We start from the raw sequence: 14962 nt of genomic DNA on the forward strand, positions 1-14962 counted from the left end.
CCTCGCCTTAGCTGCGCGCTTCGCGGATGAGTTCGAGAATATCCTGTGCCGCGGTGGAGATATTGGTGCCGGGACCAAAGATCGCTTTGACACCCGCCTTGTAGAGGAAGTCATAATCCTGCTGCGGGATCACCCCGCCACAGATCACGATGATGTCCTCCGCCCCGGCGGCTTTGAGTTCGGCGATCAGCTGGGGGGCGAGCGTCTTGTGACCCGCCGCCTGGCTGGAGATACCGACCACATGCACATCATTGTCGATGGCATCCTGCGCGGCCTCTGCCGGGGTCTGGAACAGCGGTCCCACATCCACGTCAAAGCCAATGTCAGCAAAGGCGGTGGCGATCACCTTGGCGCCCCGGTCGTGACCGTCCTGCCCCATCTTGACCACCAGAAGACGCGGGCGGCGGCCCTCTTCCTCGGCAAAGGACTCGATGGATTTCTGGATCGCGGCAAAGCCCTCGTCGCCCTCGTATGCGGCGCCGTAGACGCCTGCGAGGGTTTTGACCTCGGCGCGGTGACGACCGAATTCTTTTTCCATTGCCATGCTGATTTCCCCCACAGTGGCGCGCGCGCGGGCGGCCTCGACGGCTGCTTCCAGAAGATTGCCGCCCTCAGACGCGCGGCGGGTGAGTTCGGCCAGCGCCGCCTCGCAGGCCGCCGCATCGCGGCTGGCGCGGATCTGTTCAAGCCGGGCGATCTGACTCTCGCGCACCTTGACGTTGTCCACATCGAGGATGTCGATGGGGTCTTCCTTGTCCTTGCGGTATTTGTTGACGCCGACGATCACCTCTTCGCCGCGGTCGATCATCGCCTGACGGCGGGCGGCAGTTTCCTCGATGCGCAGTTTCGGCATGCCGGAGGCCACGGCCTTGGTCATGCCGCCCATCTCCTCCACTTCCTGCATCATCGCCCAGGCCTTGTCGACGAGCTCTGCGGTGAGGCTCTCGACATAATAGCTGCCGGCAAGCGGATCGACGACATTGGTGACGCCGGTTTCTTCTTGCAAGATCAACTGGGTATTGCGCGCAATTCGGGCAGAGAAATCGGTGGGCAGCGCAATCGCCTCATCCAAAGCGTTGGTGTGCAGACTTTGCGTGCCGCCCAGAACCGCGCTCATCGCCTCATAGGCGGTGCGGATCACGTTGTTGTAAGGATCCTGCTCCTGCAGGCTCACGCCCGAGGTCTGGCAATGGGTGCGCAGCATCTTGGAGCGGTCGGATTTGGCGCCGAATTCCGTCATCACCCGATGCCAGAGCGTACGCGCGGCGCGCAGCTTGGCCGCCTCCATGAAGAAGTTCATGCCAATGGCAAAGAAGAACGACAAACGGCCTGCGAATTTGTCCACGTCCATGCCCGCCTCGATGGCGGCTTTGACGTATTCGCGCCCATCCGCCAGCGTATAGGCGAGTTCCTGAACGAGGTTCGCGCCCGCCTCCTGCATGTGGTAGCCGGAGATCGAGATGGAGTTGAACTTCGGCATCTCGTTCGAGGTGTATTCAATGATGTCCGCGATGATCCGCATCGAGGGTTCTGGCGGATAGATATAGGTGTTGCGGACCATGAACTCCTTGAGGATGTCGTTCTGGATGGTCCCGGAGAGGAGCGCCTTGTCGTGGCCCTGTTCTTCACCTGCGACGATGAAGCTCGCCAGGATCGGGATCACCGCGCCATTCATGGTCATGGAGACCGAAACCTGATCGAGCGGGATGCCGTCAAACAGGATCTTCATATCCTCGACACTGTCGATGGCAACGCCCGCCTTGCCGACATCACCGACGACGCGCTCGTGATCGCTGTCATAGCCGCGGTGGGTGGCGAGATCGAAAGCCACCGAGACCCCCTGCTGACCAGCGGCAAGGTTGCGGCGGTAAAAGGCGTTGGATTCTTCGGCCGTGGAGAAGCCCGCGTATTGGCGGATGGTCCAGCGGCGGCCTGCATACATGGTGGCCTTCACCCCACGGGTGAACGGGCCAAAGCCCGGCAGTGTGCCCATATGGCCAAGCTCTGCGGTGTCCTCGGCCGTATAAAGCGGTTTGACGTCAATGCCCTCGAGGGTCTGCCAGGTGAGATCCTCGAGCGGGCGTCCGCGCAGTTCTTTTTCAGCCAGTGCCCGCCAATCGTCCGGTGTCTGGGTCATGCATTCGTCCTCTTGTCAGATCTTCCTGCACCACAAGATCGGGCGCAGGGGGAGTTGCGGTCGCGTCCGCTTTGTTTGGATCTTCGACCAGTTCAGCGAGGCCATCGGCACCGCCGACCAGCCACATCATGTCGTCATAGTAACTCTCGCGCAGGCGCGCGGCCTCGGCCTCCGAGAAAGGCATCCAGCGCCCTTCGTCCTCGGGCAGAAGCTTGGCAAGCCGCGGGGGCAGTTCGGCGCGCAGTTCCGGCAGGCGTGCAGAAGCATTGAGACGGAACGCCCCGCGCGCATGGGGGCAGTCCACCCCGGTCACCGCCGAGAGCTGCGCCTCGGGCTGGGTGGCAAACACCTCGTAGGGGAACACCCGGATGCGGGCACCGGGCATGGCGCAATAGATGTCCTGGATAACATCGCGCCAGCTGCGCGTCGCCTCTGCGATCCGCGAAAGCGTGGCGGCATTGGGCATCCGCAAGGAATGTTCGAGCCGCACCGCCAAGGCAGAGGCCCAGAACATCTCCGGGCTGCGAATATTGAGCATCACATCGCTGACCGCCCCGTCAAAAGCATGATCGAGCCGCGCCAGATGTTCGCCAGCGGCGGGATAGAGCGCGCCAAGGGCAAAACACTGCTCGAGCGGTTGCAGCATGGACGCATCCGAGATCACCACCGAGGCCGTGCCCGCGTTCTGCAGACCCGCAAGCTGCAGCGCGATCCGGCCCCGCGCGCGCGCCATCGGGTCGCGTCCGGTGACCGAAATGGCGCCCGGCTGGATCCCGTGCAAGAGCCCGTTGCGGGTGCGCTCCGGCCCCATGAAGGCGATGCCATATTGCGATAGCGTATCGCTTTTGCGGGTCATGTAATTCTGGAAGCTGCGGGTGGCGCAGCGGTGGGCACCGATGTGCAGAATGACTTTCATCGCAGGTTCTCCTTGCGCAGGCGTGAAGCTCTGCCCAAAACCATGCGCGAAAGGGGTTCCCTCACGCTTAACGAAAGGTGATTTTTTTGTGGCCGCAGGGTTTCAGCGGTCGCTTTTACGTCGAGAGCACATATATTTACGCTCAAAGGAGTGCCCATGAACAGATTGCAACGTCTTACGCTGCTCGCCGCCCTGACCGCCTTGCCGTTGGCCCAGTCCGTTTCTGCGCAAGAGGCCGAGGGCCAAAGCCCTGCCCCGGATGCCACCTTGAGCGAAGATGCCGCGCCTGCGGATCTGAGCGCCGAAGAGGCCGCACCCGCGTTTGAAATCCGCGACGGATATGACGTGGATATTGCCGAGTACCAATGGACCCACCGCCCGGTGGTGGTCTTTGCCGACAGCCCCGCAGACCCGCGATACCAGGAGCAGATCGACGAGCTGTTGCAGGACATCCCGGCGTTGATGACGCGGGATGTGGTGGTCTTTGTCGACACCGACCCGAAGGCGCGCTCGGCGCTGCGCAAAAAGCTGCGCCCGCGGGGGTTTATGCTGGTGCTGCTCGGCAAGGACGGCGGCGTGAAACTGCGCAAACCGCTGCCCTGGAGCGTGCGCGAATTGAGCCGTACCATCGACAAGATGCCCATGCGCCAGCGGGAGATCGAAGCGCGCCGGGAAGGGTAAGCCTCGGCGCTGCCGCGTGTATGTCGCGCCGCACGCCGCCCGCAGCAAGCCACGTCATGTGTCGCGACACTGTCCTGTTTCGCGCCACTCTCTTGTGTCGCACCTCTTGGTGCGCCTCCTAGGAGGTGCGCCCGCGAGAATAGAAGATGCGCCGGTTGCGCCGGTCGAAGACCACGGTGAATTTGGCGGTCGGGTGATAGATCAGCGCCGATGTGGGATCCAGAAGCGCGTTGAAATAGGCCTCTTCCATTTCGATCGCCATGCAGTCCTTGCCGCCGGTGCCAGAAGAAAGAACCCCGATCCCCATCGGCAGATCCCGGTTCATGATTTCTTCCGTGACCTCGGTGGGCGACAAACCCTCCACCTCGAAGGCAACGGCGATCTCCTCGGAGATTGCGCGCATGCCCGCTTCGACGTCGCGGACCTTCTTGACCTTGGAGCTGATCCGGCTCGCCTTTACCTCGAAGAGGGCGGCGGTGCAGTTGACCCGCGAGAAGAAATAATAGGTCTCGCCGAGTTTCACCCAATCCTGCACCTGCGCGCGCACCTGTTCCTCCTGGTCGAGACTGCAGGAGCCTGTCACAACCGCGGCCAGAGCCACCCCGGCGAAGGCACGCAGCAGACGGCGTGGACGAGACGGAGGGTGAGGCAAGGACACGAAAAATCTCTCCGGCAGGATCGGCACAATGAGCACATTCGCAGGCCAAAGCCTGCAACAAAGCATATGGTTCAGCTTTATGTGCGGCCCCTTCAGAAAGCCTTAACGCTGCTGATTCAAAACCGAAATTTTGCTGCAAATTTGGCCCGCTCTCCCATAGCAGCCCACCGCCGCGAGGCGGCGGGCTGTCAGGGGAGGATATGCGGGCCAATCGGGTCACAGGATCATTCGAATTCGATGATCACATCGTCCACCGCGAGGCTGTCGCCTGCCGCCGCATTGATTTTGGAGACCACGGATTTTTTCTCGGCGCGCAGGATGTTTTCCATCTTCATCGCCTCGATGGTGCAGAGCGCCTGCCCCTCCTGCACTTCTTCGCCCACCTCGACGTTGATCTTCACAACAAGACCGGGCATTGGGCACAGAAGCATCTTGGAGGTATCGGGCGGCAGTTTTTCGGGCATCAAGGCGGCCAGTTCGGCCTGACGCGGACGGCGCACATGCACCTTGAGGTCCGCGCCCCGGCTGCGCACGCGGAAGCCTTGGGTGATCTTGTCGACCTTCAGCACCAGAGGCGTGCCATCCGCATCCACATGGGCAAGGCTGTCACCCGGCGTCCAATCGGAACTCACGCGGATCTCGCTTTGATCCTCAAAGCGCACGGTTGCGCCTTCGGGATCGGCGGCAACACGCAGCTCATAGGTCTGCCCGCCAATGGCCACCACCCAGGTGTTGCCCACCCGGCGTTCGTGGTTGTCCATGCGGCCCGAGACCTGCGTGCGGCGGATTTCGGCAACCCGGTGCATGGCCGCACAAGAGGCCGCGATGCGCTTCAGATCGCTTTCCGGCAGATCGACGCCGTCAAACCCCTCGGGGTATTCCTCGGCGATAAAGGCGGTGGTCATCTCGCCCGAAACAAACTTCGGATGATCCATCACCGCCGAAAGGAACGGCAGGTTGTGACCGATGCCTTCGACCTCGAAACTGTCAAGCGCCGCGCGCATCGCCTCGATCGCCGCATCACGGGTCGGTGCCCAGGTGCAGAGCTTGGCGATCATCGGGTCGTAATACATTGAAATCTCACCGCCTTCATAGACGCCGGTGTCGTTACGCACGACCACATCGCCCGCATCTCCGGGCGCGACGCCGGGCGTGTAGGCCGCGGTTTCTGCCGGGGGACGATAGCGGGTGAGACGCCCGATGGAGGGCAGGAAGTTGCGATAGGGATCTTCGGCATAAAGGCGGTTTTCAATCGCCCAGCCGGTAAGTTTGACATCATTCTGAGTGATCGACAGCTCCTTGCCGGCGGCCACGCGGATCATCTGCTCCACAAGGTCCACACCAGTGATGAGTTCGGTCACGGGATGTTCCACCTGCAGGCGGGTGTTCATCTCGAGGAAGTAGAAGTTCTTGTCGCCGTCGACGATGAATTCCACGGTGCCCGCAGAGGCATAGCCCACGGCCTTGGCCAGCGCGACGGATTGCTCGCCCATGGCGCGGCGGGTCTCTTCATCGAGGAAGGGGCTCGGCGCCTCTTCGACGACCTTCTGGTTGCGGCGCTGGATGGAGCATTCGCGCTCGCCCAAGTAAACGCCGTTGCCATGGGCATCGCAGAGCACCTGAATTTCGATGTGGCGCGGTTGCGTCACGAATTTCTCAATGAAGATCCGGTCATCGCCAAAGGAGTTCGCGGCCTCGTTTTTGGAGGACTGAAAGCCCTCGCGGGCCTCTTCGTCGGTCCAGGCAATCCGCATGCCCTTGCCGCCGCCCCCGGCAGAGGCCTTGATCATCACCGGATAGCCGATCTCGTTGGAGATCTTCACCGCCTCATCGGCGTCCGCGATCAGGCCCATGTAGCCGGGCACGGTCGACACGCCTGCTTCCTGGGCGATTTTCTTCGAGGTGATCTTGTCCCCCATCGCCTCAATCGCGCCTTTGGGCGGGCCAACAAAGGCGACGCCTGCGGCCTCCAGCGCCTCGGCGAATTTGGCGTTTTCCGACAGGAAGCCATAGCCCGGATGCACCGCCTGCGCGCCCGAGGATTTGATCGCGGCCATCACATTGTCGATGACGATGTAGGATTGGTTGGCAGGCGCAGGGCCCACATGCACGGCCTCATCCGCCATCTGCACATGCAGCGCCTGACGGTCGGCGTCGGAATAAATGGCGACGGTCTTGATGCCCATCTTGCGCGCGGTCTTGATGACGCGACAGGCAATTTCCCCCCGGTTGGCGATCAGGATCTTCTCAAACATGGGCTGTCCCTTGTGGTCCGTGTTGATGTGTCAGACGCGCGCACAAAAAACCGCCGCGCACGGGGATGTCCCGTGGCGACGGTGCGCCCGCATCAAAGCGAGATGTCATAGCGGCGCGGAAGGCCCGCGCGCCCGAGGCCGGATTAGCAGCGGCCTGGGTTTTCCTTGCAGTAGATGAGGTTGCCCGCAGCGCCAACGGCCGCGCCGGTGACAAGGCTGCCGTTGAGCAAGGCCGCCCCTGCGGCCCCTGCCCCAGCACCATAGAGCACTTGTTCGCCGGTGGTGTCGCCACAGGCTGCAAGCGCCGCGGTGCCCGCAAGCAGGGCAGAAATGAGTGTTTTACGCATCGGGATGCTCCTTTGGGTCTTTCAGCACGTTTGGCTGCAAATGTGCCAATACGACGCAGATCGTCCAGATCCGTTGAGCACATATCATCCGCATGGGCGAGAGATCGCCCGTCACATCCGCGTGAAAGGCGAGCTTTCGCGCAAATCCGGGGCGCATCTGCGCGCTGCTGGCGGGACAAATATGTCGTCGCAAGCGCAGGCGCTGCGCGCAGGGGATAGGAGCGAGGAAGCCGAGACGGTCTGAGCCCAAAAGCGGGCAGCTGGCGCGGGGGGGCGCACAGCTGCCCAGTCAGGTTTTGGGGCCAGAACAGCAGCCAGAAGGGACGAAAAGGCTGCGTAGGCCGGTCCAAGGTGACAGCACCGGCGGCCCGTGCAAATGGCTGCGTTGCCGCCTCGGGATTTTTGGCAGCAGGCCGCGCAAATTCCCAAGCCGGTAGCAAAAAGACGCCGACACACGCCTGACGTGTCCATCCGCACGCGGATTTCCGCTGCCCTGACGGAGCCGTATCGGTGATATGACGCTCTTTTTGCAGCATTTACCCCTCAAAGGCCTCGGGGAAGGAACGCCGCGCCACCTCAACGTCGATCACCAGGAGCGACTCATAGCTTTCGGGATCAAAGGGATCGTCGACCGCAACCACCTCGCGCCCGAAGAGCCAGCTAAGCCGCCCTGCGTCGAGATTGCCGCGCTCAAACGGCTGATCGCCAAAATTCTCCCACAGCGCCTTCATAAAGCCCGCATCAGCACGCCGATCGGCAGGCTTGCGGTCCCGAAAGCGTTCGCGCCGGGTGATCGGCGTGACCCCTTTGGGATTGGGGCGACGGATGACGAATTGGAAATCGGTGCCGGGTAAACGGCCGGGAAAGCCGCGATGTTTCAACATGAGAGTGCCTCCGGTCCGGCACCCCGCAGGTCGGAAAGGTCCGGCCACAGGGCCGGACCCCTGAAGTGTTTACTTGTACTTGCCGGTGTAGACCGGCTCTTGCGAGATCGGCTCGGGCTCAACCACGACGAACTCTTCCTCGCGCTGACCGGCACATGCGGCGACGGCGGCCAGAAGACCTGCAAGGGTGATGAATTTGATGCTCTTGGACATGTCTGTCTCCTAAGATCATAATTGAAACCTGCGCGGGCATGCGCCCGCACCTCTGCCAGCCCAAAGGAGACACCCCCAAAGGGCCGAGGCGCATATTTGCGTCCCGTGCGCAGCATAGCGCCATTGGTTTCAAGGATATATGTATATTCTGCGCTGCAAACGCCCTGTGGCGCGAAAATCGCAGAAAAATGCCGATATCTGGGGGCTGCCATCCTCAAAACCCCTCCCAGACGCAGGCGGCGTCCTCGATGCGGTAGGTTTCAAAGTATTGGGTCACATCCGGGGCGCGCTGGCCAAAGGGCAGGTTCTGATCCGAAAAGGACACCACCACGCGCTCGGCCTTGATGTCATGATAGCTGAGATAGGGCACGGCAACGGCGGTACAGAGATGCTCCATATCCGCAAGGCTTGTGGTCTGGTCGGCCATCTGCGCCATTTCAGGCGCGACAAAGCGAAAGCGGGCCCAGAGCGCGCCGGGCGCATCGTCCAAGAGCACCTCGGAGAGTGTCACAGGCTGCCCAGAGGGCACCGGGAGGCTGGCCTGCGCCTCATCGGACGCTGTCGCCCCGCCGTCCGCCCCTTCAGCCCCCTCGGAGGCTGCATGCGCCTGCGACAACGGGGAGGCGCAGACCAAGGCAAGCAGGAGTGCGCATTGCAAACGCGCCGTAAAAAGACCGACGCCTGCGCGGCGCAGAGCACGGGTCGTGACAGGCGCTGGTTTCGCGCCGCCAAATGTCCCGAAGACGGACCCCAAAACTGACCGGGGCGTTGCTGCGGTCCCATGTCCTGACGACTGAGCAAGCACCGACTTCACAACCCGAAGATGTATGAAAGCCCGGACCAAATTGCCGCAGCCCCGACCCCAATCAGATTGGGCTCCTCCTGCCGGGGCTGCGGGCGCAGCGCCTAGGGCGCGCGCTATACTCGGTCTGGATGAGCCGGAGCATGCAACTGATTCGGCCTCTGTGTCAAATACTGTTAGATTTTTGTGCAGCAGCAGCGCGCAGCGCCCGTTCTGCGCGCAGACTGCGAACTTGCGGTCTCCATCCGGCGCGATCCCTGCGAAAGCGCTGGAGTTTTGACGCAAGTGCCCCGTGGTTTTACGCAAGCCTGTGATTTTACGCAGGATCGAGGTCATCAGAGCCGCCTCCCAGACCGCGTGGCCTGTGCCACCCACCGGGCGCGATGCGCCGGGCACGCCAAGAGATCTGCGATTTCACCGCTCAGACCCGGCGCCACCGGCGCGGCGACTCGCCCGCCCGCCTCAACGCGAATCACGTCACCCTCTCGGGTGAGCTGCACCACCGGGGAAAACCCCCGCACCTTCTGCAGCTTGCGCCACATATCCTGCCGGATCTGGTGCGCCAGCCGCAGGGGATCGCCCTGAGGTAGAGTGGTGCTGGCCACCACATCAAAGCGCGCGGGCATTTGACGCGACAGCGTCAGCCCCCCCGCCCCGCGCGTGATATGCCAGCGCGCACTCATGCCTGCCCCCGATCGGACGCCGACAAGGCGAAGGCGCGCGCACGGCCCTGCGGCGCGCGCCTCCAGTGATATGTGGCACCTGCCACCATTACCGCGAGCGCACCCCGAAATGGCGCAGCGCGCTGCATTTCTTTGTCATCGCCGCCGCTTGATTGGGAAAGCGGTGGTCCAGGTTCGACAGACCTTCTGCCGCTGCTTTTTCGGGCCAAAGCATGCTGACAATGATGTTTCTGTCGCGTGTTCGGCCCGCAAAGAGGTCCGGGGATTTTGAACGCATCACCTGACAAATCTCTTTCATCCGCTTTTCGCTGGTCCCCATGCGCTTGGAAAAAGCACCATTCATGGCGACCACAAAAATATGCGCCTGACTGGAATTCGATTTCGAGTTTCCATCATCCCGCGACAGCGTCGAGGTCAGTGTGGTTTTATCAGAGTGCAGCAAGCACCAGCTGCTTCCATCCGACAGCGCGTAAGACTGCTGCCCCTTGCAGGCTGCCGAAGGCTGTGCGGCAGCGGCAGGCAAGGCCGCCGCTATCAAAAGACACGCGAAAAGATAACGCATAAATCGCTCCTTGGTTGAATAGAGCTTTTGCCTAGCGCAAAATGGCTCAGAGCGGAATATTGTCGTGCTTTTTCCACGGGTTCGCGAGCTTTTTGCCACGCAGGCTGGCAAAGGCGCGCGCCACGCGGCGGCGGGTGGATTTGGGCTGGATCACCTCATCAATGAACCCGCGCTCGGCCGCCACAAAGGGATTGGCAAAGCGGTCCTCGTAGTCGGCCGTATGGGCGGCGATCTTCTCGGGATCATTGAGATCGGCGCGGTGGATGATCTCGGTTGCGCCCTTGGCGCCCATCACCGCGATCTCGGCAGTGGGCCAGGCATAGTTGAAATCACCGCGCAGGTGTTTGGAGGCCATCACGTCATAGGCACCGCCATAGGCCTTGCGAGTGATGACCGTGACCTTTGGCACCGTCGCCTCACCATAGGCAAACAGGAGCTTGGCGCCGTGCTTGATGACGCCGCCGTATTCCTGTGCGGTCCCCGGCAGGAAGCCCGGCACATCCACAAAGGTCAGGATCGGAATTTCAAAGGCGTCGCAGAAGCGCACAAAGCGTGCCGCCTTGCGAGAGCTGTCAATATCAAGACAGCCTGCGAGCACCATCGGCTGATTGGCCACCACGCCCACGGTCTGCCCCTCAAGGCGCACAAACCCGGTGATGATGTTCTTGGCGAAGTCTTCCTGGATCTCGTAGAAATCGCCCTCATCCGCCACTTTGGTGATGAGTTCCTTCATATCATACGGCGTGTTGGCGTTTTCCGGGATCAGCGTATCGAGGCTGTCCTCAATCCGCGCGGGGTCGTCAAAGAACGGGCGCACGGGCGGCTTTTCACGATTGTTGGCGGGCAGGAAGTCCACCAGACGGCGCACTTCGGCCAGCGCCTCGACGTCGTTTTCAAAGGCACCATCGGCGACGGAGGATTTCTTGGTATGGGTGGAGGCCCCGCCCAGCTCCTCGGCGGTAACCTGTTCGTTGGTCACGGTTTTTACAACATCCGGGCCGGTCACGAACATGTAGGAGGTGTCCTTCACCATAAAGATAAAGTCGGTCATCGCGGGGCTGTAGACCGCACCACCGGCGCAGGGCCCCATGATGACGGAGATCTGCGGGATCACGCCGGAGGCCATGATATTGCGCTGGAAAATCTCGGCATAGCCCGCCAGCGCGTCGACGCCTTCTTGAATACGGGCGCCGCCAGAGTCGTTGAGCCCGATGATCGGCGCGCCGTTCTGGATCGCCATGTCCTGAATTTTACAGATCTTTTGCGCGTGGGTTGCGGACACCGAGCCGCCCAGCACGGTGAAATCCTGCGAGAACACATAGACCTGACGGCCATTGATGGTGCCCCAGCCGGTGATCACACCGTCGCCTGCGGGCTTGTTGTTCTCCATGCCAAAATCCGTGCAGCGATGGCTGATGAACATGTCGAACTCTTCAAAGCTGCCTTCGTCCAGCAGCAGTTCGATCCGCTCGCGGGCGGTGAGTTTGCCGCGTGCGTGCTGCGCATCAATACGTTTCTGTCCCCCTCCGAGGCGCGCGTTTTCGCGGCGTTCCTCGAGCTCGGCAAGAATATCCTTCATGGCAAATGCCCCCTGATCAGTTTGGGCCCACGGTTTCAAACGGGTTGAACCGGGTTCTTTGTGTGCGACCCTAGCCTGACGCAGGCTGGCACCCAAGGCAAATGTGGCAAATTTGCAAATACAATGCATAACCCTCGTGCAAAATGGCAAATCTGCTAATTACCCGTCACGAACCGGGCGGGCACCGGGCAGGCACCGGGCAGGCACCGGGCAGGCAGCAGCGCGAAAGCCGGAAGAAACGTGCCACTCCGTGATCTGCAACACAGACGTGCTAGGTGAAGCGCGTCTAGATTGTACCCTTCGGGCAGCAATGTTGGACAAGCCGCCCGCCGCAGCCTAAACGGTTAACACGCAAACTAAACCGAGACGTATAGTGACACGCAGCACCCCACCGACCATCTGGACCCTGATCCTGCTCTCCGGCCTCTCTGCCCTTGGCATGAACATCTTTCAGCCGTCCCTGCCTGGTATGGCGGCCTATTTTGGGGTCGAGTATCGCCTGATCGCGCTTTCGGTGCCGTTTTACCTGGCCGCAAGCACGGTGATCCAGATCGTTGTCGGGCCGATTTCGGACAAGATGGGCCGCCGTCCGGTGATGATGGTCTCCTTGCTGCTGTTTCTGCTGGCCACGCTGGGCTGTATTTTTGCAACCACGGCCGAGGTGTTTCTCGCTTTTCGGATGGCGCAGGCGGTGGTGGCCACCTGTATGGTATTGAGCCGCGCCGCGGTGCGCGACATGTATGAAGGGCCCAAGGCCGCGAGCATGATCGGCTATGTCACCATGGGGATGACGGTGGTACCGATGGTGGGTCCGGCACTTGGCGGGATCTTGGATCAGGCCTTTGGCTGGCACGCAAACTTCTGGCTGCTCTTTGCCACCGCGGCGGTGACGCTGGTGATTTTCTACGCCGATTTCGGCGAGACCGCGACGGCGAGCGGCAAGCCGTTGATCGCACAGTTTCGCGAATACCCAGCACTGCTGCGCTCGCCCCGCTTCTGGGGCTACTCGCTCGCGGCGGGCCTGTCGTCAGGTAGCTTCTTTGCCTACCTCGGCGGCAGCCCTTTTGTGGGCACCAATGTCTATGGGCTCAACAGTGCAGAACTCGGGATCTATTTCTCCGCGCCTGCGGTGGGCTATTTCCTCGGCAATTTCCTCTCCGGACGGTACTCGGAGCGCTTTGGCATCAACACGATGGTGTTCTGGGGCGCGATCGTGAACATCTTTGGCGTCGGGCTTTCGCTCAGCATTACGCTTGCGGGCATGGACACGGTGTGGACCTTCTTTGGACTGATGTGTTTTGTCGGCCTTGGCAACGGCATGGCGATCCCCAATGGCACCACCGGTGCGATCAGCGTCCGCCCGCATCTGGCCGGCACAGCGGCGGGACTGTCCTCGGCGATCATGATCGGCGCCGGTGCGGCGCTGTCGGCCACGGCCAGCTGGCTCCTGGTGCCCGGCTCCAATGCCGCACCTCTGCTTGAGATCATGTTTGCCAGCGGTTGCCTTGGGTTGGTGGCCATTCTTTACGTGATGCGGCGCGAACGCCAGCTTGGGCTTGCGGCCTGAGATCGGAACGCCCCGACTGAACATAAAGTGTTTCGCTTCGGGCTTTGCCCGAAGCGACCCGCGCGCAAGCGCGCCCCGGTAGGGGCGCGCTTGCGCGCTTGGCCCAACTGCGGGCCTTGCTTTTTCAAAGCAGGGGCCGTGGGCGGGAGGTCTCCCCTCGCCCTTTCGGGGAGCTCAATATGGGCACGGTTATAACCAGTGCGGCTTGCCAGAGTGAGTTTGCAGTTATACAAATGAACTCAGCTCAATTTGCAAAGGCAAGCCACATGGCCACCCAAAAGCTCTATGCCGGGGCGAAGCTGCGCGAGATGCGCAATCGGATCGGCCTCACGCAAAAGGACTTTGCCGCCAAGCTCGGCGTCTCGCTGCCCTATCTGAACCAGATGGAGAACAACAACCGGCCTGTGTCCACCACGGTCGTCCTGGCGCTGGCGCAGGAGTTCGGGCTGGATGTGACAGAGCTGTCGTCTGGAGATAGCGAACGGTTGATCTCTGACATGCGCGAGGCCATGGCCGATCCGGTCTTTGCCGATGATGTGCCGCCCCTGGCCGATCTGCGCCTCACTGCGTCAAACGCCCCCGCCCTCGCCCGCGCTTTCCTGAGCCTGCACCGCGCTTACCGTCAAACCCACGAGCGGCTTGCCTCGCTGGATGAGGCGCTGGGGCGTGCCGATGCGCGCATTCAGGCCAGCCCCTGGGAAGAGGTGCGCGACTTCTTTCATTACTGCGACAACTATATCGACGCCGTGGACCGCGCGGCCGAGCGGTTCTCGGGCAGTGGCGACACCCGCCAAAACGCGGAGACCGCCCTGCAAGAGATCGGCGTGACCCTGACCCTGCGCGACATGGAGGGGTTGCGCGCCTATGATCCCGACACCAAAGTGCTGGCGCTGTCGCATCGCTCCGCGCCGCAAACGCGGCTGTTTCAGATGCTCTTGCAACTGGCGCTTTTGCGCTACGGCGATCTTCTGGAGGCGACGCTCGATTTTGCAAAATTCCAGACCGATGAGGCCCGTTCGATTGCAAAGATCGGCCTTGCAAATTACTTCGCCGGCGCAGCCCTGATGCCCTACACAAGGTTTCTGGAGGCGGCACAGGCCTGCCGGCATGACCTGGAGCTGTTGTCGATCCGCTTTGGGGCCTCGATCGAGCAGGTGGCGCATCGCCTGTCGACCCTGCAACGTCCCGGCGCCAAGGGCATTCCGTTTTTCTTTGTGCGCGTCGATCAGGCGGGCACGATCACCAAGCGCCATTCGGCCACACGGTTGCAGTTTGCCCGTTTTGGCGGCGCGTGTCCTTTGTGGAACGTCCACCGCGCCTTTGAAACACCGGGGCGGTTTTTGCGACAGCTCGCCGAGACTCCCGACGGGGTGCGCTATATCTCGCTGGCGCGGGATGTCTCCAAACCGGGCGGATCCTTCGGCGCACCGGTGCGGCGCTATGCGATCTCGCTGGGCTGCGAAGTCAGCCACGCGGATGCGTTGGTCTTTGCGGATGGGCTTGATGTGACGCAGGCCTCGGCCTTTGAACCCATCGGCATCTCCTGCCGGATTTGCGAGCGCCAGCATTGTCACCAGCGCTCGGTGCCGCCGCTGGAGCGACGACTTTCGGTGGACACCAACGAGCGCAGCGTGTTGCCCTACCGGGTCAATTGAACGCAAAAAGGCCACCCCGCGTG

15 protein-coding genes are annotated in these 14962 nt (G+C 61.9%); 4 read left to right on the plus strand and 11 right to left on the minus strand.

The window, feature by feature from the left end; all coding sequences use genetic code 11:
* Positions 1-7: 7 nt before the first annotated feature.
* Positions 8-2137 carry a methylmalonyl-CoA mutase gene (gene scpA, locus TM1040_RS13755; protein ID WP_044026817.1) on the minus strand — a complete coding sequence of 710 codons (2130 nt, stop codon included), beginning with the start codon at positions 2135-2137 and terminating at the stop codon, positions 8-10.
* Entirely contained in the window at positions 2100-3053 is a 954-nt protein-coding gene (locus tag TM1040_RS13760) for a hypothetical protein (protein WP_011539194.1), read from the minus strand. Before TM1040_RS13760 ends, scpA begins: the two co-directional genes overlap by 38 nt.
* Before the next feature lie 156 nt (positions 3054-3209).
* On the opposite strand from TM1040_RS13760, the gene TM1040_RS13765 reads away from it, so the two are divergent.
* Positions 3210-3734 (plus strand): DUF4174 domain-containing protein, encoded by a 525-nt coding sequence (locus TM1040_RS13765; RefSeq protein ID WP_011539195.1) that lies wholly within the window; start codon positions 3210-3212, stop codon positions 3732-3734.
* Between the two features lie 118 nt (positions 3735-3852).
* Here TM1040_RS13765 and TM1040_RS13770 read toward each other — a convergent pair whose 3' ends face one another.
* The 3 genes from TM1040_RS13770 to TM1040_RS13780 all read right to left on the minus strand — a co-directional run bounded on the left by TM1040_RS13770 (position 3853) and on the right by TM1040_RS13780 (position 6994).
* Positions 3853-4392 (minus strand): hypothetical protein, encoded by a 540-nt coding sequence (locus TM1040_RS13770; protein WP_254658825.1) that lies wholly within the window; start codon positions 4390-4392, stop codon positions 3853-3855.
* Between the two features lie 224 nt (positions 4393-4616).
* Complete coding sequence (locus TM1040_RS13775) at positions 4617-6647, minus strand: acetyl-CoA carboxylase biotin carboxylase subunit (RefSeq protein WP_011539197.1); 2031 nt, start codon at positions 6645-6647, stop codon at positions 4617-4619.
* 143 nt (positions 6648-6790) lie between these two features.
* Complete coding sequence (locus tag TM1040_RS13780; protein WP_011539198.1) at positions 6791-6994, minus strand: hypothetical protein; 204 nt, start codon at positions 6992-6994, stop codon at positions 6791-6793.
* Here TM1040_RS13780 and TM1040_RS20365 point away from each other — a divergent pair.
* Entirely contained in the window at positions 6978-7238 is a 261-nt protein-coding gene (locus tag TM1040_RS20365; protein ID WP_166485559.1) for a hypothetical protein, read from the plus strand. The genes TM1040_RS13780 and TM1040_RS20365 overlap by 17 nt on opposite strands.
* Positions 7239-7530: 292 nt before the next feature.
* On the opposite strand, the gene TM1040_RS13790 is transcribed toward TM1040_RS20365, so the two are convergent.
* From TM1040_RS13790 to TM1040_RS13810, 6 genes are all read right to left on the minus strand, one after another.
* The gene (locus tag TM1040_RS13790) at positions 7531-7878 is read right to left on the minus strand and encodes a hypothetical protein (RefSeq protein WP_011539200.1); all 348 of its coding nucleotides are present in this window, start codon (positions 7876-7878) and stop codon (positions 7531-7533) included.
* Positions 7879-7947: 69 nt separating this feature from the next.
* Positions 7948-8091, minus strand: a complete 144-nt coding sequence (locus TM1040_RS20370; protein ID WP_011539201.1) for a hypothetical protein — start codon at positions 8089-8091, stop codon at positions 7948-7950.
* 214 nt (positions 8092-8305) lie between these two features.
* A complete protein-coding gene (locus TM1040_RS13795; protein WP_254658826.1) occupies positions 8306-8707 on the minus strand; it encodes a DUF6497 family protein in 402 nt (133 codons plus the stop codon).
* Positions 8708-9228: 521 nt separating this feature from the next.
* A complete protein-coding gene (locus TM1040_RS13800) occupies positions 9229-9576 on the minus strand; it encodes a hypothetical protein (protein ID WP_011539203.1) in 348 nt (115 codons plus the stop codon).
* Positions 9577-9664: 88 nt separating this feature from the next.
* Positions 9665-10138: a hypothetical protein gene (locus TM1040_RS13805; protein ID WP_011539204.1), complete on the minus strand. Its 474-nt coding sequence runs from the start codon at positions 10136-10138 to the stop codon at positions 9665-9667.
* A 46-nt stretch (positions 10139-10184) separates the two neighbouring features.
* Entirely contained in the window at positions 10185-11717 is a 1533-nt protein-coding gene (locus TM1040_RS13810) for an acyl-CoA carboxylase subunit beta (protein ID WP_011539205.1), read from the minus strand.
* A 373-nt stretch (positions 11718-12090) separates the two neighbouring features.
* Here TM1040_RS13810 and TM1040_RS13815 point away from each other — a divergent pair, with 373 nt between their 5' ends.
* The gene (locus tag TM1040_RS13815) at positions 12091-13284 is read left to right on the plus strand and encodes a multidrug effflux MFS transporter (RefSeq protein WP_011539206.1); all 1194 of its coding nucleotides are present in this window, start codon (positions 12091-12093) and stop codon (positions 13282-13284) included.
* A gap of 266 nt (positions 13285-13550) precedes the next feature.
* Positions 13551-14939: a helix-turn-helix domain-containing protein gene (locus TM1040_RS13820; RefSeq protein ID WP_044026820.1), complete on the plus strand. Its 1389-nt coding sequence runs from the start codon at positions 13551-13553 to the stop codon at positions 14937-14939.
* The last annotated feature ends 23 nt before the right edge of the window (positions 14940-14962 follow it).

The organism is Ruegeria sp. TM1040 (assembly GCF_000014065.1).
GTDB lineage: Bacteria > Pseudomonadota > Alphaproteobacteria > Rhodobacterales > Rhodobacteraceae > Epibacterium.

Excerpts from the sequence above, each read along its gene's own strand:
- TM1040_RS13780 (WP_011539198.1), bottom strand. The coding sequence starts at position 6,994 with ATGCGTAAAACACTCATTTCTGCCCTGCTTGCGGGCACCGCGGCGCTT.
- TM1040_RS13820 (WP_044026820.1), top strand. The coding sequence starts at position 13,551 with ATGGCCACCCAAAAGCTCTATGCCGGGGCGAAGCTGCGCGAGATGCGC.
- TM1040_RS13775 (WP_011539197.1), bottom strand. The coding sequence starts at position 6,647 with ATGTTTGAGAAGATCCTGATCGCCAACCGGGGGGAAATTGCCTGTCGC.
- TM1040_RS13765 (WP_011539195.1), top strand. The coding sequence starts at position 3,210 with ATGAACAGATTGCAACGTCTTACGCTGCTCGCCGCCCTGACCGCCTTG.
- TM1040_RS13810 (WP_011539205.1), bottom strand. The coding sequence starts at position 11,717 with ATGAAGGATATTCTTGCCGAGCTCGAGGAACGCCGCGAAAACGCGCGC.
- scpA (WP_044026817.1), bottom strand. The coding sequence starts at position 2,137 with ATGACCCAGACACCGGACGATTGGCGGGCACTGGCTGAAAAAGAACTG.
- TM1040_RS13790 (WP_011539200.1), bottom strand. The coding sequence starts at position 7,878 with ATGTTGAAACATCGCGGCTTTCCCGGCCGTTTACCCGGCACCGATTTC.
- TM1040_RS20365 (WP_166485559.1), top strand. The coding sequence starts at position 6,978 with ATGAGTGTTTTACGCATCGGGATGCTCCTTTGGGTCTTTCAGCACGTT.
- TM1040_RS20370 (WP_011539201.1), bottom strand. The coding sequence starts at position 8,091 with ATGTCCAAGAGCATCAAATTCATCACCCTTGCAGGTCTTCTGGCCGCC.
- TM1040_RS13800 (WP_011539203.1), bottom strand. The coding sequence starts at position 9,576 with ATGAGTGCGCGCTGGCATATCACGCGCGGGGCGGGGGGGCTGACGCTG.
- TM1040_RS13760 (WP_011539194.1), bottom strand. The coding sequence starts at position 3,053 with ATGAAAGTCATTCTGCACATCGGTGCCCACCGCTGCGCCACCCGCAGC.
- TM1040_RS13805 (WP_011539204.1), bottom strand. The coding sequence starts at position 10,138 with ATGCGTTATCTTTTCGCGTGTCTTTTGATAGCGGCGGCCTTGCCTGCC.